This is a genomic window from Sodalis sp. dw_96, assembly GCF_018449575.1.
Taxonomy (GTDB): domain Bacteria; phylum Pseudomonadota; class Gammaproteobacteria; order Enterobacterales; family Enterobacteriaceae; genus Acerihabitans.
Genome location: NZ_JAAVUT010000005.1, coordinates 48,593 through 73,358, shown reverse-complemented (window position 1 = coordinate 73,358; position 24,766 = coordinate 48,593). Strand labels below are relative to the sequence as shown.

Here is a 24,766-nt window from a genome sequence, read left to right as displayed (position 1 = left end):
CGATAGCGGGCAATATTGATAACAGGAGTAGGTATGGCTGATAAAGAACTCAGGTTTCTGGTGGTGGACGACTTTTCGACAATGCGTCGTATCGTTCGTAACCTGCTGAAAGAACTGGGCTTCAATAACGTGGACGAAGCCGAGGATGGCGTTGATGCCCTCACCAGGCTGCGCGCCGGCAACTTCGGTTTTGTCATTTCCGACTGGAATATGCCGAATATGGACGGTCTGGCCTTGCTGAAGAACATTCGGGAAGATGGCGCCCTGGCTTCGCTACCGGTGCTGATGGTTACCGCGGAGGCCAAAAAGGAGAATATCATCGCCGCCGCCCAGGCGGGGGCCAGCGGTTATGTGGTTAAGCCCTTTACCGCGGCTACCCTGGAAGAAAAACTGAATAAAATATTCGAAAAGTTGGGGATGTAATCAGGAGGCAGTATGAACAACACACCAGTCATGCCGAACGCCAACGCGACGGATCTTATTGCCCGCATCGGGCAATTGACCCGCATGCTGCGGGATAGCCTGAAGGAATTAGGCCTGGATCAGGCTATCGCCCAGGCCGCTGAAGCCATTCCCGATGCCAGAGACCGGCTGGATTATGTCGTGCAGATGACAGCCCAGGCCGCTGAACGGGCGCTTAACAGCGTAGAGGCGGCCCAACCACGGCAAACCGCGATGGAAAAGGGCGCCAAATCCCTGACCGGCCGCTGGGACGATTGGTTTGAAAATCCCATTGAGCTGGCCGAAGCCCGTGAACTGGTGACCGATACCCGCCGCTATCTGAAGGAAGTGCCGGAACATACCGCCTTTACCCATACGCAGCTGCTGGAAATCATGATGGCGCAGGATTTCCAGGACCTCACCGGCCAGGTGATCAAGCGCATGATGGACGTGATTCAGGAGATTGAAAAGCAACTGCTGATGGTGCTGCTGGAAAATATGCCTGAACCGGTACAGGCCAAACGCGCCAGCGATGGTTTGCTCAACGGTCCGCAGCTTGATCACAGCGTTGACGGCGTGGTGGCCAACCAGGATCAGGTGGATGACCTGCTCGACAGCCTCGGTTTCTGACAGGTTCGGGCGGGCGTCTTGCTCGGATAGAAAAACCACGCCCGATTCGACCACATTGGCGCGGTCTCCCTTTAACAAGCTCGTTGCACGATGGGTGATCGCGGGCCTAGCGTGCCATGTGGCGCTCGGTCGGGCGGAAAAACCACGCCCGATTCGACCACATTGGCGCAGTCTCCCTTTAACAAGCTCGTTGCACGATGGGTGATCGCGGGCCAACCGTGCCATGTGGCGCTCGGTCGGGCGGAAAAGCCACGCCCGATTCGACCACATTGGCGCGGTCTCCCTTTAACAAGCTCGTTGCACGATGGGTGATCGCGGGCCGACCGTGCCATGTGGCGCTCGGTCGGGCGGAAAAATCACGCCCGATTCGACCATATTGGCGCGGTCTCCCTTTAACACGCCCGGTGCAAGCGTCGGTTATTGCGGTTAATTGACTGTCCGGGTAACCCTATCCGTTAAATAACCCCCCGTTTAGGCCGTTGTTCCCCCCTTCAGGCTGCCGAGTTTTTGTCATGCTATACAGCGAATTTGCAGGCAAAGATCTGATCGGGAACATTGATGGCGGACGATAGCGATCTGGAAAAAAGCGAGGCACCCACCGCCCACCGGTTAGAGAAAGCCCGCGAAGAGGGACAGATTCCCCGTTCCCGCGAAATGACCTCGGTACTGATGCTGCTCACCGGCCTGGCCGTGCTGTGGATGGGGGGCGAAGCGCTGGCGCGCCAACTGTCGGCCATGATGGCCCAGGGATTCCGCTTTGATCACGGTATTATCAGCGACGATCGCAATATTCTTTTCCAGGTTGTTTCACTGCTCAAGCAGACGATATGGGCGCTGCTACCGGTTTTTATCGGCCTGGTGATCATGGCATTGGCGGCGCCGACGCTGCTGGGCGGCATTATGTTTAACCCCGGGTCGATTAAATTCGATCTGACCAAGCTTAATCCGCTGCCGGGCCTAAAGCGTCTGTTTTCCTCCCAATCCCTATCGGAATTGTTCAAAGCCGTCCTCAAGTCCCTGTTGGTGGGGTGGGTGACCGGATATTATCTCTGGTATCACTGGCCGCGCATGCTGCATCTGGTTATGGAGCCGCCGGTAACGGCCATGGGCGATGCGTTGGAACTCATCGCCGTTTGCCTGCTGATGATTATCTTGTCCCTTACCCCTATCGTGGCGTTTGACGTGTTCTGGCAAATCTGGAGCCATAATAAAAAGCTGCGTATGAGCCGTCAGGACATTCGGGACGAGTTTAAGGAGCAAGAAGGCGACCCCCATGTTAAGCAACGCATTCGCCAGCAACAGCGCGCCTTGTCACGCCGGCGCATGATGAGCGATGTGCCGAAGGCGGATGTTATCGTCACCAACCCCACCCACTATGCCGTGGCGCTGCGTTATGAAGACGGTAAAATGAGCGCCCCGAGGGTCATTGCCAAAGGGGCGGGGGAAATTGCCTTGCGGATCCGTGAATTAGGGGAAAATTACCGTATCCCGACACTGGAAGCCCCGCCGCTGGCTCGAGCGCTCTATCGGCATTGTGATATCGGCCAATCGATCCCGACGACGCTTTATGCCGCGGTGGCCGAGGTGCTGGCCTGGGTTTACCAGGTGAAACGCTGGCGTCGCGAAGGTGGTTTGATTCCGAAAACACCGACACATTTACCGGTGCCGGCGGCACTGGATTTTGCCCACGAGAAAGAGTGACATGGCTTACCTGATAGCATTATTACGACTGCCCAGCGACGTCAAATCCATCCAATGGCAAATATTGGCCGGCCCGGTATTGATTTTGATGATCCTGTCGATGATGGTGCTGCCTTTGCCGCCCTTCGTTCTGGACCTGCTTTTCACCTTTAATATCGCCCTGTCGATTTTGGTGCTGCTGGTGGCGATGTTCACCAAGCGCACGCTGGAATTCGCCGCGTTCCCCACCATATTGCTGTTTTCCACCCTATTGCGCCTGTCCCTCAATATTGCCTCCACTCGTATCATTCTGCTGCACGGTCATACCGGCACCGCGGCGGCCGGGCGAGTGATTGAGGCGTTCGGCCATTTTTTGGTGGGCGGTAATTTCGCCATCGGTATCGTGGTATTCATTATCCTGGTGGTGATTAACTTTATGGTTATCACCAAAGGGGCGGGGCGTATCGCGGAAGTGGGCGCGCGGTTTGTCCTCGACGGTATGCCGGGTAAGCAAATGGCCATCGATGCCGATCTCAATGCGGGCCTTATCGCCGAGGCCGAGGCAAAAAGCCGACGCAGCGAGGTGGCGCAGGAAGCGGATTTTTACGGTTCAATGGATGGCGCCAGCAAATTTGTCCGCGGCGACGCCATCGCCGGCTTGTTAATCATGGTGATTAACGTGATAGGCGGTTTGCTGGTGGGGATGATTCAGCACGGTATGGCCTTGGGTGATGCCGCCGCGAGCTATACCCTGCTGACCATTGGCGACGGACTGGTGGCGCAAATTCCGGCGCTGGTGATTTCCACCGCCGCCGGGGTCATTGTGACCCGGGTGGGCACCAACGAAGATGTCGGCCAGCAAATGGTCGGCCAATTGTTCAATAACCCGAAAGTCATGGTGTTGTGCGCCGGCGTTCTGGGACTGTTGGGCCTGGTGCCCGGCATGCCTAACATGGTGTTTTTGATGTTCACCGCCATGCTGCTGGGTCTGGCCTGGTGGCTGCGGGGTAAAATCACCGCCGAGCCGGCGGCCGGCGCACTTCCCGCCAAGCGCGATGACAGTCAAGCCAAGGAAGCCAGTTGGAATGACGTTCAATTGGAGGACCCGCTGGGCATGGAGGTGGGTTACCGATTAATCCCCATGGTGGATTTTCAGCAAAATGGCGAATTATTGGGCCGTATTCGCAGTATCCGGAAAAAATTCGCCCAGGAGACCGGCTATCTGCCGCCGGTGGTGCATATTCGCGATAATCTGGAGCTACAGCCCGCCAGTTACCGGATTTTGCTTAAAGGCGTTGAGATGGGACATGGCGAAGCCTATCCCGGTCGCTGGATGGCGATTAATCCCGGCGGCGCCGTGGGGGAACTGGCGGGGGATAAAACCCAGGATCCGGCCTTTGGATTACCGGCGGTCTGGATTGACAGCGCCCTGAAAGAAGTGGCGCAGACCCAGGGTTATACCGTGGTGGAAGCCAGTACCGTGGTGGCCACCCATCTTAATCATCTGATCAATTTACATGCCAGCGAACTGTTGGGCCGGCAGGAGACCCAGCAACTGCTGGATCGGGTGACGAAAGAGATGCCTAAGCTGACGGAAGATTTTATTCCCGCCGTCTTGACGCTGACCATTTTCCACAAGGTGTTGCAGAATTTGCTGTCGGAGAATGTGCCGATCCGCGATATGCGTACCATTATCGAAACCCTGGTGGAACATGCGCCGATACAAAAAGACCCGGCCGAATTAACCGTGGTGGTTCGGGTGGCCCTGGGCCGGGCGATAACCCAGCGCTGGTTCCCCGGAGAGAGCGAAATTCAGGTCATCGGTCTGGATTTGGCGCTGGAGCGGGTATTGTTGCAGGCGCTGCAAAGCGGCGGCGGGCTGGAACCCGGCATGGCGGATCGGGTATTGGCCCAGGCCAAGGAGGCGCTGCAGAAACAGGAAAGCCTCAACGCGCCGCCGGTGTTATTGGTTAATCACAGCCTGCGTCCGCTGTTGGCCCGTTTCCTGCGCCGCACGCTGCCGCAGCTGGCGATACTGTCGAACCTTGAAGTGAGCGACCAGCGGCAAATCCGCATGACCTCCATGCTGGGGGGGAGCAAGTGATAGGCCGGCAACGGACCGCATGCCGCATTCGCTAACGTCAGGCCCGCGTGACCTCCATGCTGGGGGGGAGCAAGTGATAGGCCGGCAACGGACCGCATGCCGCATTCGCTAACGTCAGGTCCGCATGACCTCCATGCCGGGGTGGAGCAAGCGATAGGCCGGCAACGGACCGCATGCCGCATTCGCTAACGTCAGGCCCGCGTGACCTCTATGCCGGGCCGCAGCATAAGATGGGCGGGAGCCGCTGCGCAAAATGTATTCACTAACGCCCTGTCTGGCCGACGCCGGACTGTGCCGGGGTTCCGGGATGAAACTTAGTCAAACGCCATGTCATCATTCACTGCTCTTCCTTTTATTATTTCCCTCATTATTTTCTCTCTTGCCGCCGTGGGCCGGGGCGCAGGAGACTAATCCGCAACTTCCGCCGGGTATCAAGGCCCTGGCGATTAACGGCAACAGCGTTGCTAATGCCCTGAACGCAAAATCACATTCAGCCTTGCCATCCGGGACCGCCAAGTCGACCTTAGCCTCCGCCTTGACCGCAAACTCACCTGTCACCTTGGCGCCGACAAGGGCCGCCAAATCGGCCTTGGCTCCGGCCTCGACCATTGAATCGTCTCTGGCCTCCGCCGCGACCACGACCACGACCACGACATCGACCTTGTCCTCGACCATGGCATCTTCCCCGCCATCTGCCGCCGCCGCCCCCAAGCGACATCCGATCTCATGGGCAAAAGGCATCATGTCAATAGAGAGCAGCGCGGACGGGGGATGGTCGGCGGAAGGGCATATGCTGATAATGAGTCAGCGCGGGCAGGTTAAAAGCAGCCCGCAGATGCGTCCGCTGACGCATCTGCCCGCCGGTGCGCAGGTGACGTCGGTCAATTGGCGGATTACTACTGACGGAGTGTTGCCGCAGGGGGTGTCCATGATGATTTGTATGCCGGGTAAATGCTTACCGCTGGATGGGCTGGCGGGGCGAAGCGACGCCCTGGCCGGTATACCGGCGGATAATCCGCTGGTGCTGGAACTCAATATGGCGGGTGGCGGTGCTGTCGTGCCGCCGGTAATGTTAAAAACCTACCATATACAGGTAAATTATCGCATCGGGGCTCCACGCTAAGCTCCGCGCTGAGCGCTATGCACTTGATTATAAATGTTGAACTACGCGCTGAATACAGGACACTAGGCTGTATGCGCCAAACACCACGCGCCAAACCCTAGACACTGAACAGCGGGTTGATCTACACGCTGAACTTGCGGCCGAGAATATGGCCGCCCTGAGACTGTCCGTCGGGCCCATACAGGCGCCGGCGGGCCTGGTGTTCTTCCAGCACCGCCATGATTTGCTGGTTTTGTTGCATGTGCTGATTCAACAACATGCCGTTACGCGTATTGCTGCGATTCAAATTTGCGGTCAGTTGGGTAATCGCCTGCCACAAAAGATGCAGTTCCGGATAGCTGCCGTAGGGGGACTCCCCTGCGCCCAAGGACTGTGCCGCCTGTTTGCGTAGCCCGTCAGCATATTGCAGGGTCGCCAGCTGCTCATTTTTATTTTCCGTCACACGATGCAACAGGGCGGCGTTCACCTGTCCGGCGCTCAGCAAACGCTGCTCTTCCATCAGAATCAATTCCAGCTGTTGCAGGATGCTCAGCATCCGACTGCAAAGTTTTTCCAATTCGTTCATGGGTTTGCTTATTTATTCCCGGTCATTCAGCATCGCTTGCGTTTGGCTGATCAGCGCATCGGCGATTTTACCGGTATCGACTTTTAATTCACCGTTGCGGATGGATTGTTTCAGGCTCTCTACTTTTGCACTATCGATATCCAGGCTGCTTGACTGGCGCAAGCTGCTCTGGGCGTCGCTGAGATTCACCTGGGTCTCTTCGCCGGTGGCATTGGTACTGCCGGTCGCTTTGTTTTTTTGCGGCTGGAGAGTACCTATTTCTGAACCCTGTATCGGGGTCAGCGGGGTGATCGGACGGGTACTATCAATACTCATACAGCCTCGCTTATTGCCATGTTTTGTAATACTGTCGGATTGCCTTGGATTATCGGTCTGGGCAGGCAAAGCTTTAATGTTTTATAGCGTTGTCATGCAATAATAAATATAGCATCTATTAATAACATCACATGTTCATAACATCACATGGACGCTGCCATCGGGCATTAGCCGGCCATTGACAATCTGGCCTGAATCCATACGGACTTGCAAGGGATCGTTTACCGCCGCGTTATTCATCGCCTTGCCGGTGTTTTGTATGGCAAATCCCTCCCCCTGGGCCGATACTTGCACCGGCTGGCCCATCTTTATCAGCCAAGGCCGCCGCAGCATGGCGGCGGTAAGGGGCTGGCCGCTGCCGATGGCTCTTTCCGCGACGCTGCCGGTAGCCCAAAGCTTATCGGTTAACGGCAGCGAAGAGAGCAGATCCAGCCGTCCGGTTTGCCAGGCGATATCATCCGCCGACAGGGTCTGGCTGCCGGCGATAGGCCGGGCGGCCACCAGATAACGACCGGTCACTTCAACCTCGGCCTGCAGATAACGCTTTTGCGTATCGCAGACCATGGCAATACTGATATTGCCCCAGGTACGATTGCGGGAGGGCAACGAAAACTGCGGCGCCTCGCAATCCGGTCGCTGTTTGGCGGGGGTTTTTACCACAACCGCCAAAGAGACCGGCGGAGTGGAAAATTGCCGTTGCATAAACGCGGTTAATTGGTCGGTTAAGGTATCCGCCGCGCAGGTTCCGGAGAACACCAGCAGGCAAACCGCCGCCAGACCCCGGCGCCGAAGGGAAGCAGGGCGATGCCGTTGAGCTTGGCCATTAATCGCCGGGGTCACCGGTCTTATTAAGCGCCGGTTGTTACTGTTGACGCCCGGTTCAAAAAGTTTAATTACGCTCACGTCTTGCCTCTGATCGGTTATTTCCCCCTAATGGTTGCCGCGTAGACAAAATAGCGTGGCAATGTGTTCGGGCAATAACAGTGTACTGATTCCTTTTACGGCCAATGGCGAAAATAGCGCTGCAATTAATGCTTATTCCGACGATAGGGAACAGGGTGTTGCGTCTAAGCTGACATCCAATGATTATCACTGTCTCGCGGAAAAGTTATGCTTGATAAACTCGATGCTGCCCTGCAATTCCAGCAGGAGACTCTTAACCTGCGCGTCCAGCGTCAGGATATCCTCGCCGCCAATATTGCCAATGCCGATACCCCCGGTTATCAGGCGAGGGATATTGATTTCGCCAGCGAATTGAAAAAAGCCATCAGCCAGGGCCGGGACAGTGAGAGCGGCCTTTCGTTAACCACCACGTCTCCCCGCCACATTGAGGCCGTCGATCCCGGCGAATCTTTCAGTCAATTACTTTATCGCGTGCCGGATCAGCCCTCGCTGGACGGCAATACCGTCGATATGGACAGGGAAAGAACCGCCTTTGCCGACAACAGCATGCAGTACCAAACCAGCCTGACGGTATTGGGCGGTCAGATTAAAAACATGCTCGCTGTCTTACAGGATTCATAAGCCATGAGTATGACCTCCATTTTTGATATTTCCGGTTCGGCGCTGACCGCCGAGTCGCAGCGTATGAACGTGGCCGCCAGTAACCTGGCCAATGCCGACAGCGTCACCGGACCGGACGGCCAGCCTTATCGCGCCAAGGAAGTGGTTTTCCAGGTGGCGGCCCCCGCCGGGCAAGAAATTGGCGGCGTACAGGTCAGCGGCGTGGTGGAATCACCGGCGGCGGACAAGTTGATCTATGAGCCGGGCAATCCGTTGGCGGACGGCAACGGTTACGTCAGGATGCCGAATGTAAACGTGGTGGATGAAATGGTCAACAGCATGTCGGCGTCGCGCAACTATCAGGCCAACATAGAAGTGTTGAATACCGCAAAAACCTTAATGCAAAAAACCCTGACATTGGGCCAATAACCGGAGGATAGAATGGGTGTCTCAGTCAGTCTTAATGACCCGGTGGACAACACGCAGGTTACCAATACCAGCAGCACCGGTAATACCAGCGCGGATTTGCAAAATCAATTTCTGACCTTGCTGGTGGCGCAAATGCAAAACCAGGATCCCACCAATCCGATGGACAACTCCCAGCTCACCAGCCAGCTGGCGCAAATCAGTACCCTCAACGGTATTGAAAACCTGAATACCACCCTGGGCTCCATTTCCGGACAAATCAATACCTCGCAATCTTTGCAGGCCGACACGCTGGTGGGGCATGGGGTGATGATAGACGGGACGTCCATTCAGGTGGGCAGCGACAGCTCCACGACGCCGTTCGGCATCAATCTTGATTCCGCCTCCGCCAATACCACCGTGACCATCAGCGATTCCACCGGCAAAGCGGTGCGTACGGTGCAGCTCGGTGCGGTAGGCGCTGGGGCGCACAGCTACACCTGGGACGGTACCGACGATTCCGGCACGGCGGTGGCCGCGGGCAATTACACCATTTCGGCAACGTCAACCGCCTCCGGCGGCGGCACGGTAGTGACCACGCCGCTGGAATACGCGGAAGTGTATGGCGTAAGCACCGACAGCAGCGGCGCAACGGAATTGAATCTCGGTCTGACGGGTAATGTCACCCTCGATAAAATCGTCCAAATCATTTAACCGGTAACCGGCACGGGTGCCCGGTCGCGGCATGCCTGCAGTTATTACCACAGGAGAGTCTTATGGGTTTTGCACAAGGTGTCAGCGGGTTAAACGCCGCCTCCAGTAATCTTGATGTGATCGGCAATAACATCGCCAACTCGGAAACCAGCGGGTTCAAGGCCGGTACCGTTTCGTTTGCCGATATCTATGCCGGTTCCCAGGTAGGTCTGGGGGTGCAGGTCACTGGAGTGACGCAGGATTTCAGCGACGGCTCGGTGAATTCCACCGATAACGGGCTGAATGTCGCTATTTCCAACAGCGGATTTTTCCGGGCGGTGGACGCCAGCGGCACGGTGTATTATACCCGCGACGGCGATTTCCAACTGGATGACAATCGCAACCTGCTCACCAGCACCGGCATGAACGTCACCGGTTATCCCGTCAGCGGCACGCCCCCCACTGTTCAACAGGGCGCCACGCCGGTGAATCTGAGTATCCCGCTGACCGGCATGTCGGCCACCGCCACCACCACCGCCACCATGGCGTTGGATCTGGATTCCGACTCCGCAGACATTGACACTACCGCGACGCCGTTCGACGCCACGGATTCCTCCACATACAGTTTCTCCGAGCCGTTGACCACCTATGACAGCCTGGGCAATCCGCATAATATCAGCCTGTATTTTACCAAAACCGCGGACAATACCTGGGATGTCAAGGCCGTGGACGGCAGCGATCCCACCACCCCCACGCCGGTACAGGATCTCGGCACCCTGAAATTTAATACCAACGGTACGCTGGACACGATCACCAGCACCACCGGCGGTATCAGCACCATTAATATGGCCAGCGTGGACGGTTCCGCAGCCGCGACTTTCACGCTTAACTTTGCCGGCAGCCAACAGCAGTACAACTCCGCCAGCAGCGTCAGCGCCCAGAATGCCACCGGCTATCCCGCCGGCGATTTGACCAAATACACCATTAATGACGACGGCACCATTACCGGCACCTACTCAAACGGTCAGAGCCAATTGCTGGGACAGATCGTGTTGGCCAACTTCGCCAATCCGCAGGGCCTGACCTCCGACGGCAATAACGTCTGGAGCGCCACGTCCTCATCGGGCCCGGCGGTACTCGGCACCGCCGGCACCGGTAATTTCGGCACCATGACCAGCGGCGCGCTGGAAGGTTCGAACGTCAATCTCAGCAACGAGCTGGTGGATTTGATCGTCGCGCAGCGTGATTACCAATCGAATGCGCAGACCATCAAGGCGCAGGACACCATCATGCAGACTCTCGTCAGCATGAGCTGATAGCCCGGACGGACTAACCATGGATCACGCAATTTATACCGCAATGGGTGGAGCCAGCCAGTCTCTTGAACAGCAGGCAGTCATCAGTAACAACCTGGCGAATGCCTCCACCACCGGTTTCCAGGCCCAGCTGTCGGCCATGCGGGCGGTGCCCGTCGAGGGAGAGACCTTGCCGACGCGTACTCTGGTAGTGGCCTCCACCCCCGGCACGCTGACGACGCCGGGGCCGCTGGACTACACCGCGCGCGCGCTGGATGTTGCGGTGCAGGATCAAGGCTGGCTGGCGGTGCAACTGCCCAATGGACAGGAAGCCTATACCCGCAACGGCAATATCCAAGAGGACAATACCGGCCAGTTGCTGATCCAGGGTTATCCGGTCGTGGGGCAAAACGGACCGCTGGTGGTGCCTACCCAGGCGTCCATCACCATGGCGGCCGACGGCACGGTGTCGGCGCTGGGGGCCGGGGATCAACCCAATACCGTCGAAGAGGTGGGGCAACTGAAGCTGGTCAAACCCAATGACGGCCAATTGGTGCGCGGCGACGACGGTTTGTTTCATTTGACCCCCGCCGCCGCGGCGCAGGTGGGTCAAGCCTTGCCGGCGGATAACACCGTCAAGGTGATGCCGGGAGTGCTGGAAGGCAGCAATGTGAATACCGCCGAAGCGCTGGTGGACATGATTGGCACCGCGCGACGCTTTGAAATGCAAATGAAGGTGATTTCCGACGCTGATGACAACGCGGATAAAGCCAACCAACTGTTATCGGTGAGCAGTTAAATTACTCGGGAGTATTAACGGATGATCCGTTCATTATGGATTTCCAAAACCGGTCTGGACGCGCAGCAGACCAACATGGATGTTATTTCCAATAACCTGGCTAACGTTAGCACCAACGGATTCAAGGCCCAGCGGGCGGTGTTCGAAGACTTGCTGTACCAGACCGTGCGTCAACCCGGAGCGCAGTCCTCCGACCAAACCACGCTGCCCTCCGGCCTGCAATTGGGCACCGGGGTCAGGCCGGTTTCCACCGAGCGGCTGTTCAGCCAGGGAAACCTGCAACAGACGTCCGAGTCCAAGGATCTGGCCATCAACGGCCAGGGTTTTTTCCAGGTGTTACTGCCGGACGGTACCTCGGCCTATACCCGCGACGGATCGTTTCAAGTGGATGCCAACGGACAATTGGTGACCTCCAGCGGCTATACCATTCAGCCGGCCATCACTATTCCGGCCAATGCCCAAACCATCACCGTCTCTCGCGACGGGGCGGTGAGCGTGACCGTTCAGGGGCAAACCAATGCCCAGCAGGTGGGTCAGCTGACCTTAAGCAACTTTGTTAATGACGCCGGACTGGAAAGCCTGGGTGAAAATCTTTACCAGGAAACCCAAAGCTCGGGGGCGCCGACGGATTCCAATCCCGGCCAAAACGGCGCGGGTTTGCTCTATCAAGGTTATGTGGAAACCTCCAATGTCAACGTGGCCGAGGAGTTGGTGGATATGATTCAAGTGCAGCGCGCTTATGAAATCAACAGCAAAGCCATTACCACCTCCGACGATATGCTGGAAAAACTCACCCAGATGTAATGATTGAATAACGCGGGATTGCTAACCGCGCTTTGGCTGTAGTGCGGTGCTAGTGCGGTGCTAGTGCGGTGCTAGTGCGGTGGTTGTTTTGGATCAATTCACGGCGATCATTTGAAGATAAAGTGACACCGTAACATAAGTGCGCCTACGGCAAATTTGTCTGCCGATCGGGACGCAACGGGCCTTATGAAACAAAAAGAGACGATTATCACCACCACGCCGCCGCATCGGGCGCGATGTGACGGTTCATCCGCAGCCGGCGCCTTAATGGCGCTGGCTGTGCTGACCTTGGCCGGGTGCGGGGCGCACCACGAAACCCTGGTGCAGGGTCAAACCTCCGCGCAGCCGGCGCCGGCGTCGGTGCCGGTGGCCAACGGTTCAATCTTTCAATCGGTACAGCCGATGAACTATGGCTACCAGCCGTTATTTGAAGACCGCCGTCCGCGCAATGTCGGCGATATCCTGACCATCACCCTGCAGGAAAATGTCAGCGCCAGCAAGAGTTCAACCGCCAGCGCCGATCGGGCGGGCAGCGGCACCCTGAAAGTCACCACGGCGCCGACGGCATTGAATGGCCTGGTGGGTAATGGTAAAGCGGATGTCAATACCAACGGCACCAATGACTTCTCCGGTAAAGGGGGTGCCACCGCTCAGAATACCTTTACCGGCACGATTACGGTCACCGTTGACCAGGTCATGTCCAACGGCAATCTGCGGGTAGTGGGCGAGAAACAAATCGCCATCAATCAGGGCACGGAGTTTATTCGTTTCTCGGGCGTGGTTAACCCGCGCACCATCACCGGCGATAACTCGGTATTGTCAACGCAGGTGGCGGACGCCCGTATCGAATATGTCGGCAAAGGTTATATCAATGAAGCGCAGGAAATGGGTTGGCTGCAACGCTTTTTTCTTAAATGGTCGCCTTTTTAAACAGGTAACGATAAGCATGTGGATTTCAACCTTGATATTTTTCCGGCGCTACCGTGGGATTTTGCTGGCGCTGACGGTGCTGGCGATGCCCGCCGGCGCGGAACGGCTAAGGGATCTGGTGGATATCCAGGGCGTGCGGGGGAATCCGCTCATCGGCTACGGGTTGGTTGTGGGTCTGGACGGCACCGGCGATCAGACCACCCAAACGCCGTTCACCACGCAAAGCCTGACCAATATGCTGTCGCAATTGGGCATTACGGTTCCCGCCGGCACCAATATGCAGCTTAAGAACGTTGCCGCCGTGATGGTGACCGCCAATTATCCGGCCTTTGCCCGCGCCGGGCAGAATATCGATGTGGTGGTGTCATCCATGGGATCGGCCAAAAGCCTGCGCGGGGGCACCTTATTGATGACGCCGTTAAAAGGCGCGGATAACCAGGTCTACGCGCTGGCGCAGGGTAACCTGCTGGTGGGCGGGGCTGGGGCATCGTCCGGCGGCAGCCGGGTACAGGTCAATCAGCTGGCCGGGGGCCGAATCAACGATGGCGCGGTCATCGAACGGGAATTACCCAATACGTTCGGCAGCAGCCGCCTGCTTACGCTGCAATTGAAACAGGAAAATTTCAGCCTGGCGCAGCGGGTCAGCGATACCATTAACGGACAAGGCGGCATGGGCCTGGCCAGGGCGGTGGATGCGCGCACCATTGAATTGCAGCTGCCCGCCAATAACAGCAGCCAGGTGCGTTTCCTCTCGCAAATTGAAGATATCGATATCAATATCGGTGAAATAGATGCCAAGGTCATCGTCAATTCACGCACCGGGTCGGTGGTGATGAACCGCAACGTGATGCTGGAAAACTGTGCCGTGGCCCAGGGCTCCCTGTCGGTGGTGGTGGATAACCAGCAAAACGTCAGCCAGCCGGATACGCCGCTGGCGGGAGGACAAACGGTGGTGACCCAGCAAACGCAGATTTCGGTTAACCAGGGCGGCGGCTCGTTGAAAAACGTCAGATCCAGCGCCAATCTCAGCAGCGTGGTGCGTGCGTTGAATGCTTTGGGCGCGACGCCGAACGATCTGATGTCCATCCTGCAAGCGATGCACAGCGCCGGGTGTTTACAGGCCTCACTGGAGATCATCTGATGCAGGTGAATGACCCGGTCGATCCCACCTCCGCCGCCTATGACGCCAATTCATTGGCAAAGCTGCATACCGCCGCGGCACAGTCTTCGCCGCAGGCGCTCAAGGCCGTGGCGAAACAGGTGGAGGGGCTGTTCGTGCAAATGATGCTCAAGAGCATGCGCGAGGCCCTGCCAAAGGGGGGATTAACCGACAGCAGTCAGGCGGATCTTTATACCAGCCTCTACGATCAGCAAATGTCCCAGCAGATGTCGTCAAAAGGATTGGGGCTGGCGGATATGATGGTCAAGCAACTGAGCCGCAACGGCAGCGGACCGGATGACGCCGGAATTACCGCCGCCGCCGGGGATGCCGCCAAGCCGACGCCGATGGATATGACCATCCTCCATGGTCACGCCGCCGGCAGCGTGGCCTATAGTCCTTCGTCGATGATGGGCGGCTCCTATCAGCAGGGACAGCGGCAATCCCGGCAGGGTGAACAATCCGGGGATAATAGCCCCGGCGGACAAGCTTTTACCAACAAGCTCACTATACCGGCCATGGTCGCCAGTCAGCAAAGCGGTATCCCGCACCATTTGATTTTGGCCCAGGCGGCGCTGGAATCGGATTGGGGACGACGGGAAATTCCCGCCACCAACGGCAAGCCCAGTTATAACCTGTTCGGCATCAAAGCCTCAGGCGATTGGCATGGTAAAACCACCGATGTGATGACCACGGAATATCAAAATGGTCAGCCGGCCAAGGTCATGCAGCGCTTTCGGGTGTACGACTCCTACCTTGATGCCATCAAGGATTATGTCCATGTGCTCACCGATAATCCCCGTTATCGCGAGGTGGTGAACGCCGTCCAGCCGGAGGCGGCCGCTTACGCATTGCAGCGGGCGGGTTATGCGACCGATCCGGACTATGGCGCCAAACTGGTGCAGATTATCAGTCAGTTGAAAAATGCCGCCGCCCATGCGGCAACCGCTTATACCCGCGATATCGGCGGGCTGTTTTAAAGCCGGTTCCGGTGGAATCGCCGCAAGCGGCCCCGGTCGGCCACGATTTTTTTCCCCGACACTCAAGTTTGGCCTGGCCGGGACGATATAACAGAAAAGGGTGTGGCGGGTTGACTTAAACGAGAACGGCGCTTAAACCCCAAACAATTCGAGTTGAGGGAAGCCAACGTAACCGCAGCTTGAAGTATGGCGGGTATACACTCCCCGGGATAAGGAAAAACAATGTCCAGTTCACTAACCAATATAGCCGCCAGCGGCATTCAGGCTGCGCAGATTGCCCTGAATACGGTGGGGAACAATATCGCCAATGAGCCGGTTGCCGGCTACAACGAGGAAAAAACCCAGCTTTCCGAAAGTCTGGGTTCCGGGTTAAGCGGTAATGGCGTGACGGTGACCGGGGTAACCCGGGTATATGACTCGCTGGTGGTGAACCAACTGCAGATCGCGTCGGCCACCGCCGATGCCACCACCACCTATTACAATCAGGTTTCGCAGATAGACGATATGCTGTCCACCAGCGATACCGATTTATCCTCCGCCATGAGTACGTTTTTCACCAGTATTCAATCGATGAGCAGCAACGCCTCTGACACTTCAGCGCGGCAAACCGTCCTCGGCAGCGCCGGCAGCATGGTGGATCAGTTCCAAAGCGCCTCTACCTATCTGCAAAGCATGGGCGCTTCGGTGAATCAGCAGGTGACTTCCAGCGCGGCTGAAATCAATAATTACACCCAGGAAATCGCCAGCCTCAACAGCAAGATCGTCAGCTCCGGCGGCAGCCAGGCGCCCAATTCCCTGCTGGATCAACGAGATGAATTGGTGAGCGAACTTAACGGTATCGTCGGCGTGACGTCCAGCGTGCAGGATAACGGCTCCGTTAATCTGACCTTTGCCAACGGCATGACGCTGGTGCAGGGCAGCAGCGCCTACCAGGTGGACGCGGTGCCCTCCAGCGCCGATGCGACAAAAACCGTTCTGGCCTACGATCGGGGCACCGGCACCCCGGTGCAGATTAATGATGCCAGTATCACCACCGGCAGTCTCGGCGGGCTGCTGTCGTTCCGGGACGGGGCGTTGACCGATGCCACCAACGAGCTCGGCCAGCTGGCCCTCAGCCTGGCCAGCAATATGAATCAAACCAACGAGGCGGGTGTCGATTTAGACGGCGACACCGGCGGCGCGTTTTTCACCTATGCCGATCCTTCGGTAACTACCAATAGCAAGAACAGCGGCACTGCATCGGCCAGCGCCACCTATGACGGCGACAATACCGACCAGGTGCAGGCCAGCCAATATCAGGTTAAGTACGTCAACGGCAACTGGCAGGTTACCCAAAGCAGTACCGGCACTGTCCTCGCCGCGGCCGATGTCCAGCAGGTTACCGATAGCACTACAGGGGTGACGACATTGACCTTTGCCGGGTTGAACGTGGCCGTAACCGGTACGCCGGCCAATAACGACAGTTTCATTGTCGATCCGGTGTCCGATGTGATTGGCAGCATGAAGGTGGCGATTACCGACCCGGGCAAAATTGCAGCCGGGCTGCCCGATGATGCCGATGACGATACCGGCGCCAGCGATAACCGCAACGCCGAAAACATGCTGGCGCTGCAAACCAGCCAAATCGTCGGCGGTTCAGCCACCCTGAGCACCGCCTATGCCACGCTGGTAAGCAATGTCGGCACCGAAACCAGCAATGCCGAGGTCACCAGCACCGCCCAGTCCAATATCGTTACCGCGCTGACCAATCAGCAGCAATCGGCGTCCGGCGTCAACCTCGACGACGAATACATCGATTTGACGCGCTATCAACAATATTACCAGGCTAACGCCCAGGTGATTTCCACCGCCAGCGACCTGTTTAATTCCCTGTTATCGGCGGTGGCAAGTTAAGCGGCCGCCCACATTTTTTCGCATTACTGTAAAGGATAAACGCCATGCACATGAGCACCAGCATGATTTATCAGCAAAGTTTGAATGCCATTGATAATAACTACAGCTTATTGCAGTCCAGCCAGATGCAGCTTTCCACCGGCAATCGGGTCAATGTGCCGTCCGATGATCCCATCGCCGCGTCGCAAGCGGTGATTATAAATCAGACTCAATCGATGAACACTGAATACAGCGCGGCGAGCACCTCGGCCAACAACAGCCTTTCGCTGGAAAGCTCGGTGCTTGGACAAATCACCACCGTTATCCAAAACGCGCAAACGCTGATTATCCAAGCGGGAGACGGCACCCTGAGCGACTCGGATCGCCAGTCGCTGGCGACCACGCTTGAATCCTATAAAGCGCAGCTATTGTCACTGGCCAATACCAAAGACAGCAACGGCAACTATATCTTTGCCGGTTATGACACCGGTAGCGCGCCCTATAGCGAAGCCGCGTCCACCGGCACCATCAGCGGCGCCGTCAGCTATTCCGGCGGGAACCAGGCCATCACCCAGCAGGTGGACGCCACCACCAGCATGGCGGTGGGAGATGTCGGTTCGGCTGTGTTCGATCACCTGCAGGCGGGCTATACGCCGGAACCGGACAGCTCGGACAGCGACGCGGATATCTTTGGCACTATTGATGATGCGCTTACCGCGCTGACGACGCCGCAGGATGACGCGGATTCCGACACCACCGCCGCCTATAGCGCCGCCATGGCCAAAGCCACCCGGGGTTTGGGCAACTCATTGAATAACGTGCTGGCCGTCCAGTCATCCGCCGGCACCAAGCTGAATCAATTGGACGCTATCGACAGCATCAGTACCGATCGTTCCACCATGTATCAGACGCAAATCGGAGATTTGACCGGGACCGACTGGTATTCGGCCATCTCGGCTTACAGTATGCAACAAGCGGCCCTGCAGGCGTCCTATACCACCTTCAGCGCCATGAGCAAGCTGTCTTTATTCCAGATGAACAGTTAATCACTGCGCCCCAACCCGTCCGGTGGCTCTGGCGGGTTATTTGGGAGGCTAACGCTTACGCCTCCTCTATTATGCCGCGCGTCTGGCGACGTGCGGCACATTTTTTTATCCTTGCGGCAATTCCCGCAACATGCCGGCCATCAGATCAAAGGTTTCCCCCATCAGCCTTTCCCAAAAAGGCGTCACCAGGGGCAGCAGAAGGCTAAACACCAATATGCCGATGGTCAGGGTCAACGGAAAGCCGATGACAAACACCGTCAGCTGCGGCGAGACGCGGTTCAACAGGCCCAAGGCGATATTCATGGTCAGCAGCAGGGTTATCATCGGCAGCGCCAGCATCAGTCCGTTGATGAAAATCATCCCGCTGGCGCGGCACAGCGCCATAAATCCCTCGGCGTTCAGCGGCAAGGCGTTAATCGGCAGCGTTTGAAAACTGTCGGCCAGTAACGAGATCATCCACAGGTGGCCGTTCAGGCTGAGAAAAACCAGCAGGGTAAGCATATTCATGAACTGGGCCAGTATGGGCATGTTCAGGCCGCTGGCGGGATCCAAAAAGGTGGCGAAGGAGAGTCCCATTTGCAAACCGATCACTTCCCCCGCCATTTCAATGGCGGCAAACGCGAACTGCATCATAAGCCCCAGGGCGGCCCCAATCAGAAATTGCTGGATACCCAGCCAGAGACCGGCAACGGAATAAATCGGCGTCGCCACGGGAGGCAGCAACGGCGCCAGCAGCGAGGTGATGGTAACGCCCAGCCCCACCTTGACCCAGGCGGGGATGCTGGCCTGGCTGAAGAGCGGAGCGGTGCCTATCAGCGCCAAAATGCGCACCAGCGGCCAAAAACCCTGTGTAATCCAATGAGACAGCTGGGCAATATCAAATGGCAGCATGGTTAACCGGCGAGGGAGGGCAGGCTGGCGAACAGGGCGCGCATATAATCGAGTATCAGGTTGAGCATCCAGGGCCCGGCGATAACGCCGGTGGCCACCACCGCCAGGATTTTGGGGATAAACGAAAGCGTCATTTCATTAATTTGCGTGGCGGCCTGAAGCAGACTGACTATCAACCCGCTGAGCAGCGCGGCTACCAATAACGGCGCCGCCAATGCCAACGCCACCAATATTGCCTGATGGCCCATGGACATCACTGATTCCGGTGTCATTTTTTTGCCTGGGTTATGGGTGAGTGTTAGGGGTTAGGTGTAAAAACTTTGCGCCAGTGAACTGAGCAACAGCTGCCAACCGTCCACCAGCACAAACAGCATAAGTTTAAACGGTAGCGAAATGGTGGCCGGCGGCACCATCATCATCCCCAACGCCATCAATACGCTGGCCACCACCAAATCGATGATCAAAAACGGGATAAAAATAGTAAACCCGATTTGAAAGGCGGTTTTCAGTTCACTGGTGGCATAGGCGGGCAACAGAATCCGCATCGGTACCGCTTCCGGTCCCTGTAGCGGGCCTTGATTGGCTAAACGGGCAAACAACGCCAAATCCGCTTGCCGGGTTTGCCGCAACATAAAGGCCTTCAGGGGCTGCGCGCCTTTATCAATGGCGTCCTGCATGGTTATTTTGTTTTCGCTTAGGGGCAAATAGGCATCGGTATACATGTTATCGAATACCGGAGCCATCACGAAAAACGTCAGAAACAGCGCCAATCCCAATAACACCTGATTGGGCGGGGCGGAAGGCGTGCCCATGGCGCTGCGCAGCAGGCTTAATACAATGATGATGCGGGTAAAACTGGTCATCAACATTAACGCGGCGGGGATAAAGGCCAGGGACGTGAGGAAAACCAGGGTTTGCACCGGTAATGACCAGTTTTGGCCGCCGCCGACCATCGGGTGACTGATAATACCCGGTAATTGCGCCCAGCTGGCAGGCGACAGGCTTAACAATCCCACCGCCAACATCCGAAGCCCACTCTTGCGTGGTGGGCAACGCTTTCGTATGGCGATGTTCATTGCTCTTTCCCTGCCCGGCTCATCACGTGACGCAGGCGCAGGCGAAAATCGCCGGTCCGGGGGGAGGGCTGATGTTGCCCTTCATCCTCAGGGGCGGGCAAGGTATGCAGCGGCGTGATGTTCTGCGCGGTCACGCCCAGCACCAGCCAGGTGCCTTCCACTTCTACCACCACCACCCGTTCGCGCTGTCCCACAGAACAGCTGGCGCGGACTTTTAATGCCTGTGACGGCTTGGCCATCGGCGCCAGGCCCAGTTTACGCACCAGCCAGGCGCCGATGACGATGACCAGCAAAATCGCCCCCAGGGCGGCCCCCACCTGAGTTAACGCGCCGGTGGCGTTAAACTCGGGTGGGGAGGTTTGTACGCTCTGAGGCATGGCCTGCGGCAATGGACTGCTCATTTAGCGGCTTAACCGGCGCATACGCTCTGAAGGGGTAATAATATCGGTTATGCGCACACCGTATTTATCCGCCACCACCACCACTTCGCCCTGGGCTATCAGGTAGCCGTTGATCAGAATGTCCAGCGGTTCCCCCGCCAGACCGTCCAGCGCCACCACCGAACCCTGCGAGAGCCGCAGCAACTCTTTGATGGTCATTTTGGTGCGCCCCAGCTCGACGGTCAGCTTCACCGGGATATCCATGATCATATCGATATCCTGCAACGGCCCGGCGCTGTCTTCCGCGGTCAACTGATGAAATATGCCGTCGGTGGACGCCGGAGTCTCTTTGCTCTCGGCCTGCTGTTCGTCAAACGCCTCCGCCCACAGATCGTCGGCGGACGGCTTATCTTCACCGGACGGTTTCTTTGGGTCACTCATCGGGCTGTTCCTCATCAAGGGAGTTTAATACGGGATTAATCAGTTGTTTTACGCTCAGCGCGTACTGGCCGTTCAAGGTGCCGTAGTTACTGGTCAGCACCGGCACGCCGTCCACATGGGCAATCAAATAATCGGGTTTATCTATGGGCAGGACATCACCAGGCGTCAGTTTAAGAATTTCCGATAGCCGCAGGGTGACCTCGGCAAAGTTGGCCACCAGCTCCAGTTCCGAATGCTGCACTTGCTTCACCAGGTTTTCGCGCCAGCCCTGGTCCTCCATGCGGGAATTTTCCAGCGGCGGATTGGTCAGCAATTCCCGCAGCGGTTCGATCATGGAGAAGGGGATACAGATGTAAAATTCACCCACCATTGAACCGATTTCCACATGGAACGGGGTGGTGACCACAATGTCGTTAGGCGAGGTGGTGATATTGGTGAATTTCACCTGCATTTCGGCGCGCACATATTCCACGTGCAGCTTGTAAATGGCATTCCAGGCATCTTCATAGCCGTCCAGCGCCAGCTTCAGCATCCGGCGGATGACCCGCTGTTCCGTATGGGTGAATTCGCGGCCTTCCACCTTGATGGGGAATCGGCCGTCACCGCCAAACAGATTGTCCACGGCGATAAACACCAGGCTGGGCGAAAAAACGAACAGCGCGGTGCCCCGCAGCGGCTTGAGATGAATCAGATTCAGGTTGGTGGGTACCGGCAAATTACGGGCGAAATCATGGTACGGCTGGATTTTGATGGCGCCGACGGTAATATCCGGGCTGCGGCGCAGCAGGTTGAACAGCCCCATGCGAAACGATCGCGCAAAGCGTTCATTAATGATTTCCAGCGCTTGCAGCCGTTCACGCACCACCCTGCGCTGGGTATTGGGATCGTAAGGTTTTACATCATTGTCGCTGCCGCTGCTCACCGGCAATTGCTCATTGTCGTCGCCGTTCAGCAGCGCATCGATTTCAGCTTGAGATAATATGCTATCGCCCATGGTATTCAGCGCAAAATAAAGGCGGTAAAAAGAACATCATTGATAACCGGTCGCGGTTGACCGTTCACCAAAGGTTCGCTCAGCACCTGTTTGATTTGATCCACCAACCGTTGCTTGCCCTGGTCATTGGCCAGTGCGTCCGCGTCCTGGCGGGAGAGCAGTAATAACAGTCGACTGCGTACTGCGGGTAAAAAATCAGTCAATTCTTTGCGCGTCGCGTCGTCCGGCAAGCGCAGCGTCAAACCGATATATAACACCCGGTCGGGATCGTTTGTTGGATTAACCAGGTTGACCGTGAAGGTGTCCAGCGGCAAAAAGATCGGGGTCGGCGGTACCGGAGGGGCGCTGGTGATAGTGCTCAACTCACCGGGCAAACGGTGTTGCCACCAGTAATAACCCGCCGCTCCGCCGGCAGCCAAAATAATGACTGCTAAAACTACTTTCCATTTGGTTTTTTTACCAGCCGAAGGAAGCACATTCTGAGACATAACGTTTAGGTATTCCTATAATCATGACGACATTCTTCCTTTGCAAATCCCGCAAAATGCCGATTATTGTTGGCATTATCCCGTCTCCACTCTATTTCAATAGGACGAATAGACGGGATAATTTGCCTTAACTTGAGCGTTTGCCGTCTTAGGCAAAGGTATCGATGCCGGCGGCGCGGCCGACGGAGGCCGGCGTCGGCGTTACCTGGGTAGTATCGGCCTGGACGGCAACCGTATTAAGGGAAAATGTCTCGCCCGATTGACCGCCGCCGGATGGGTTCTGGCCGTTGCCTCCCCAGTTCGGCATGGCATCGCCGCCGACGCTGCTTTGTCCAAGATTGATGCCGCTTTGCGCCAATGAATCGCGCAGCTGCGGCAACGCATCTTCCAGGGCGGCGCGCACCTGGCTATGTCCCGACACCAGGTGGATTTGCATCTGGTTATTGGTGTCCACCTGCATACTGATTTGCACCGTGCCGAGACTGTCCGGATGCAGGCGCAGTTCGGCGCTTTGCTGGCCGTCGCGGCTGTACATAACCACTTGCTGGCCGATGGCCTGCTGCCATTCATCACTGCCCAATTGCGCGCTTATCAAGGCGCTGGCGGGCGTCGGCGTGGTGGTGGCGGCACTGCCGGCGGCGCTTAAGGTCGGGGTAGCCACCGACGCGGTGCCGGCCTGGGATGACCCGCCGCCAATAGACACATCGCCGGTTTTTTTCAGGGTGATGACGGTATCGTTTGTTCCGTTAAACGTCTGGGCAGAATTCGTTGCCCCAAGGGAAACGGGGGTGACCACCGCCTGCGAGGCGTCGCTGTCGGTTCCCACCGGCTGACCTTTAGCATCCGTGGCGGCGGGTGAGGCGTTTTTGTCCTGGGACTCGAGGGCCATGGCGGTAGTGGACTTTTTCAGGGTCGCCGGCAGGGTTGCCGGGATCGTGCTCTTGGACGCATCGCCGGTCTTGGCGGCGGTTTGATGATAATCGGCGCTGGTCTGGGCGAGGGAGGTGCCGTTATCCGCCGTGTCGGGCGTTTGATTTTGCGTCGCCGCCGCCGCAATGGCACTGTCGGCGTTTTTGTCCGGCGTGGCGTTGTCCGTAGCGCTGTTATCGGCGGCGAAAAGCGTTGCCGCCGCGCCGATGGCGGCACTGGCCGCTGTGTCAGCAAGGGAAGGAATGCCGCTGACGTCGGCCGCCAGGGTTTGCCCGGCTGAAATCGTCTGGGCAACCGGCAATGAGGCAGGATTGGTTTGCGCCAATAGCGCCATCAGGTTTTGGGCGGCGCTGCTGTCCAGGGCGGGATCGGCGTCTTTTCCCGTCGTGTCGCCGCTGGCGGCGGTTTTCGTCGTGGGCTCATCAACCGGATCGACGCCGACGGACACCGGCGTGATCACGTCCGAATCGCTGCCGCTATTGTGACCGGCCTTCTCCTCACGTTGACGTGTCGCTGAATCAACCTGTGTCGGCAGGCTATTGGCCATCCCCTGAACGTCCGTCGAGGCGTCGGAGGAGCCATTATCGTTCGCCGCGGCTTTGCCATCGGTAACCGAAGCCGGTTGCTGCTGTTGCCTATCGTTAAGCTTGCTGTTCAACAACGCGCTGAAACCCTGGTCGCCGCCGTCGGCAGCCGCCGCCGTCACGCTTGTGGCGGCGGCAACGCCGGCCGTCGGGGTTAACTCATTGAGCAGTGTTATCATTTACGTTTTCCTCACCGTAGCCTGCTGGGCGAACTCATCCATCTGTTTCTGGTCCAGCCGATTCTCTTTCGACCGCTGAATCCGCATGTAGCGGGTATTCAACGTGGACAGGGCATTAAGGCGCTGCTGCTTGGTCTGCCAATGCTGGATCGCCTGTTGCACTCGCTGGGCCCATTGGGCCAGTAAATTGCGATGCTGCTCAATGGCGGTTTCCAATGTGATGATAAATTGCTGGTAGTTATACCAACTGGCGGAGGCCATGCCTTTCGTCATGCCGCTTTGCAATTTTTGCCGGTACTCTTTTTCGTATTGTTGCAATTGCTCCAGCTGATTTTTGGCCGACAGGTGGGATTGACGGACTTCACCCAATCGGATCGCCGCCTGGTCCAGCTCTTCTTTCGCCTTTCCCCGCAAAACATCAAGGGCAGTATGACTGTTCATCTCACCTCGTTAACCCGC

Annotated in this window: 29 protein-coding genes; 16 read left to right on the top strand and 13 right to left on the bottom strand. The window is 57.3% G+C overall.

From position 1 onward, the window contains the following. The first annotated feature begins 33 nt into the window (after positions 1-33). The 4 genes from cheY to flhA all read left to right on the top strand — a co-directional run bounded on the left by cheY (position 34) and on the right by flhA (position 4,855). Positions 34-423: a chemotaxis response regulator CheY gene (gene cheY, locus HB631_RS10045; RefSeq protein ID WP_213991016.1), complete on the top strand. Its 390-nt coding sequence runs from the start codon at positions 34-36 to the stop codon at positions 421-423. A 12-nt stretch (positions 424-435) separates the two neighbouring features. Continuing rightward, positions 436-1,071: a protein phosphatase CheZ gene (gene cheZ / locus HB631_RS10040; protein WP_213991015.1), complete on the top strand. Its 636-nt coding sequence runs from the start codon at positions 436-438 to the stop codon at positions 1,069-1,071. Positions 1,072-1,629: 558 nt separating this feature from the next. Further along, positions 1,630-2,772, top strand: coding sequence for a flagellar biosynthesis protein FlhB (gene flhB / locus HB631_RS10035; protein ID WP_213991014.1), 1,143 nt, complete (start codon positions 1,630-1,632; stop codon positions 2,770-2,772). Between the two features lies 1 nt (position 2,773). Then, on the top strand, positions 2,774-4,855 hold the full coding sequence (gene flhA / locus HB631_RS10030) for a flagellar biosynthesis protein FlhA (RefSeq protein WP_213991013.1): 2,082 nt from the start codon (positions 2,774-2,776) through the stop codon (positions 4,853-4,855). Between the two features lie 333 nt (positions 4,856-5,188). On the opposite strand, the gene HB631_RS10025 is transcribed toward flhA, so the two are convergent. Further along, positions 5,189-5,530: a hypothetical protein gene (locus HB631_RS10025; protein ID WP_213991012.1), complete on the bottom strand. Its 342-nt coding sequence runs from the start codon at positions 5,528-5,530 to the stop codon at positions 5,189-5,191. A 115-nt stretch (positions 5,531-5,645) separates the two neighbouring features. On the opposite strand from HB631_RS10025, the gene HB631_RS10020 reads away from it, so the two are divergent. Beyond that, positions 5,646-5,978 carry a flagellar protein FlhE gene (locus HB631_RS10020; protein ID WP_213991011.1) on the top strand — a complete coding sequence of 111 codons (333 nt, stop codon included), beginning with the start codon at positions 5,646-5,648 and terminating at the stop codon, positions 5,976-5,978. A 121-nt stretch (positions 5,979-6,099) separates the two neighbouring features. On the opposite strand, the gene flgN is transcribed toward HB631_RS10020, so the two are convergent. From flgN to flgA, 3 genes are all read right to left on the bottom strand, one after another. Further along, positions 6,100-6,543, bottom strand: coding sequence for a flagellar export chaperone FlgN (gene flgN, locus HB631_RS10015; RefSeq protein WP_213991010.1), 444 nt, complete (start codon positions 6,541-6,543; stop codon positions 6,100-6,102). 12 nt (positions 6,544-6,555) lie between these two features. After that, positions 6,556-6,858 carry a flagellar biosynthesis anti-sigma factor FlgM gene (gene flgM / locus HB631_RS10010; RefSeq protein ID WP_213991009.1) on the bottom strand — a complete coding sequence of 101 codons (303 nt, stop codon included), beginning with the start codon at positions 6,856-6,858 and terminating at the stop codon, positions 6,556-6,558. Between the two features lie 135 nt (positions 6,859-6,993). Beyond that, entirely contained in the window at positions 6,994-7,761 is a 768-nt protein-coding gene (gene flgA / locus HB631_RS10005) for a flagellar basal body P-ring formation chaperone FlgA (RefSeq protein WP_345945701.1), read from the bottom strand. 207 nt (positions 7,762-7,968) lie between these two features. Between flgA and flgB the strand changes: the two genes are divergently transcribed. From flgB to flgL, 11 genes are all read left to right on the top strand, one after another. After that, positions 7,969-8,382 carry a flagellar basal body rod protein FlgB gene (flgB, locus tag HB631_RS10000; RefSeq protein WP_213991008.1) on the top strand — a complete coding sequence of 138 codons (414 nt, stop codon included), beginning with the start codon at positions 7,969-7,971 and terminating at the stop codon, positions 8,380-8,382. 3 nt (positions 8,383-8,385) lie between these two features. After that, positions 8,386-8,790, top strand: a complete 405-nt coding sequence (gene flgC / locus HB631_RS09995) for a flagellar basal body rod protein FlgC (RefSeq protein WP_213991007.1) — start codon at positions 8,386-8,388, stop codon at positions 8,788-8,790. 12 nt (positions 8,791-8,802) lie between these two features. Further along, positions 8,803-9,480 carry a flagellar hook assembly protein FlgD gene (gene flgD, locus HB631_RS09990; RefSeq protein ID WP_213991006.1) on the top strand — a complete coding sequence of 226 codons (678 nt, stop codon included), beginning with the start codon at positions 8,803-8,805 and terminating at the stop codon, positions 9,478-9,480. 62 nt (positions 9,481-9,542) lie between these two features. Then, entirely contained in the window at positions 9,543-10,775 is a 1,233-nt protein-coding gene (gene flgE, locus HB631_RS09985) for a flagellar hook protein FlgE (protein WP_213991005.1), read from the top strand. 19 nt (positions 10,776-10,794) lie between these two features. Then, positions 10,795-11,553 (top strand): flagellar basal body rod protein FlgF, encoded by a 759-nt coding sequence (locus tag HB631_RS09980; protein ID WP_213991004.1) that lies wholly within the window; start codon positions 10,795-10,797, stop codon positions 11,551-11,553. Between the two features lie 21 nt (positions 11,554-11,574). Continuing rightward, the gene (gene flgG, locus HB631_RS09975) at positions 11,575-12,357 is read left to right on the top strand and encodes a flagellar basal-body rod protein FlgG (RefSeq protein ID WP_213991003.1); all 783 of its coding nucleotides are present in this window, start codon (positions 11,575-11,577) and stop codon (positions 12,355-12,357) included. Positions 12,358-12,624: 267 nt separating this feature from the next. Next, positions 12,625-13,287 (top strand): flagellar basal body L-ring protein FlgH, encoded by a 663-nt coding sequence (locus tag HB631_RS09970; protein ID WP_213991208.1) that lies wholly within the window; start codon positions 12,625-12,627, stop codon positions 13,285-13,287. A gap of 85 nt (positions 13,288-13,372) precedes the next feature. Next, the gene (locus HB631_RS09965) at positions 13,373-14,428 is read left to right on the top strand and encodes a flagellar basal body P-ring protein FlgI (protein WP_255556923.1); all 1,056 of its coding nucleotides are present in this window, start codon (positions 13,373-13,375) and stop codon (positions 14,426-14,428) included. Then, positions 14,428-15,426 (top strand): flagellar assembly peptidoglycan hydrolase FlgJ, encoded by a 999-nt coding sequence (gene flgJ, locus HB631_RS09960; RefSeq protein WP_213991001.1) that lies wholly within the window; start codon positions 14,428-14,430, stop codon positions 15,424-15,426. The genes HB631_RS09965 and flgJ overlap by 1 nt, the downstream gene beginning before the upstream one ends. A gap of 222 nt (positions 15,427-15,648) precedes the next feature. Continuing rightward, the gene (gene flgK / locus HB631_RS09955; RefSeq protein WP_213991000.1) at positions 15,649-17,319 is read left to right on the top strand and encodes a flagellar hook-associated protein FlgK; all 1,671 of its coding nucleotides are present in this window, start codon (positions 15,649-15,651) and stop codon (positions 17,317-17,319) included. A gap of 44 nt (positions 17,320-17,363) precedes the next feature. Beyond that, positions 17,364-18,344 (top strand): flagellar hook-associated protein FlgL, encoded by a 981-nt coding sequence (gene flgL, locus HB631_RS09950; RefSeq protein ID WP_213990999.1) that lies wholly within the window; start codon positions 17,364-17,366, stop codon positions 18,342-18,344. Positions 18,345-18,449: 105 nt separating this feature from the next. Here flgL and fliR read toward each other — a convergent pair whose 3' ends face one another. The 9 genes from fliR to fliJ form a co-directional block, all read right to left on the bottom strand. Continuing rightward, on the bottom strand, positions 18,450-19,235 hold the full coding sequence (gene fliR, locus HB631_RS09945) for a flagellar biosynthetic protein FliR (RefSeq protein WP_213990998.1): 786 nt from the start codon (positions 19,233-19,235) through the stop codon (positions 18,450-18,452). A 2-nt stretch (positions 19,236-19,237) separates the two neighbouring features. After that, on the bottom strand, positions 19,238-19,507 hold the full coding sequence (fliQ, locus tag HB631_RS09940) for a flagellar biosynthesis protein FliQ (RefSeq protein WP_213990997.1): 270 nt from the start codon (positions 19,505-19,507) through the stop codon (positions 19,238-19,240). A 33-nt stretch (positions 19,508-19,540) separates the two neighbouring features. Next, a complete protein-coding gene (gene fliP, locus HB631_RS09935; RefSeq protein WP_213991207.1) occupies positions 19,541-20,260 on the bottom strand; it encodes a flagellar type III secretion system pore protein FliP in 720 nt (239 codons plus the stop codon). Between the two features lie 47 nt (positions 20,261-20,307). Continuing rightward, positions 20,308-20,688: a flagellar biosynthetic protein FliO gene (gene fliO / locus HB631_RS09930; RefSeq protein ID WP_255556922.1), complete on the bottom strand. Its 381-nt coding sequence runs from the start codon at positions 20,686-20,688 to the stop codon at positions 20,308-20,310. Between the two features lie 24 nt (positions 20,689-20,712). Beyond that, positions 20,713-21,132, bottom strand: coding sequence for a flagellar motor switch protein FliN (gene fliN, locus HB631_RS09925; protein WP_213990995.1), 420 nt, complete (start codon positions 21,130-21,132; stop codon positions 20,713-20,715). After that, positions 21,125-22,126, bottom strand: a complete 1,002-nt coding sequence (gene fliM / locus HB631_RS09920; RefSeq protein ID WP_213990994.1) for a flagellar motor switch protein FliM — start codon at positions 22,124-22,126, stop codon at positions 21,125-21,127. Before fliM ends, fliN begins: the two co-directional genes overlap by 8 nt. Before the next feature lie 5 nt (positions 22,127-22,131). Next, a complete protein-coding gene (gene fliL / locus HB631_RS09915; RefSeq protein ID WP_213990993.1) occupies positions 22,132-22,614 on the bottom strand; it encodes a flagellar basal body-associated protein FliL in 483 nt (160 codons plus the stop codon). A 148-nt stretch (positions 22,615-22,762) separates the two neighbouring features. After that, positions 22,763-24,307, bottom strand: coding sequence for a flagellar hook-length control protein FliK (locus HB631_RS09910; protein ID WP_255556914.1), 1,545 nt, complete (start codon positions 24,305-24,307; stop codon positions 22,763-22,765). Next, complete coding sequence (gene fliJ, locus HB631_RS09905) at positions 24,308-24,748, bottom strand: flagellar export protein FliJ (protein WP_213990992.1); 441 nt, start codon at positions 24,746-24,748, stop codon at positions 24,308-24,310. It lies immediately after the preceding gene. Positions 24,749-24,766 lie beyond the last annotated feature (18 nt).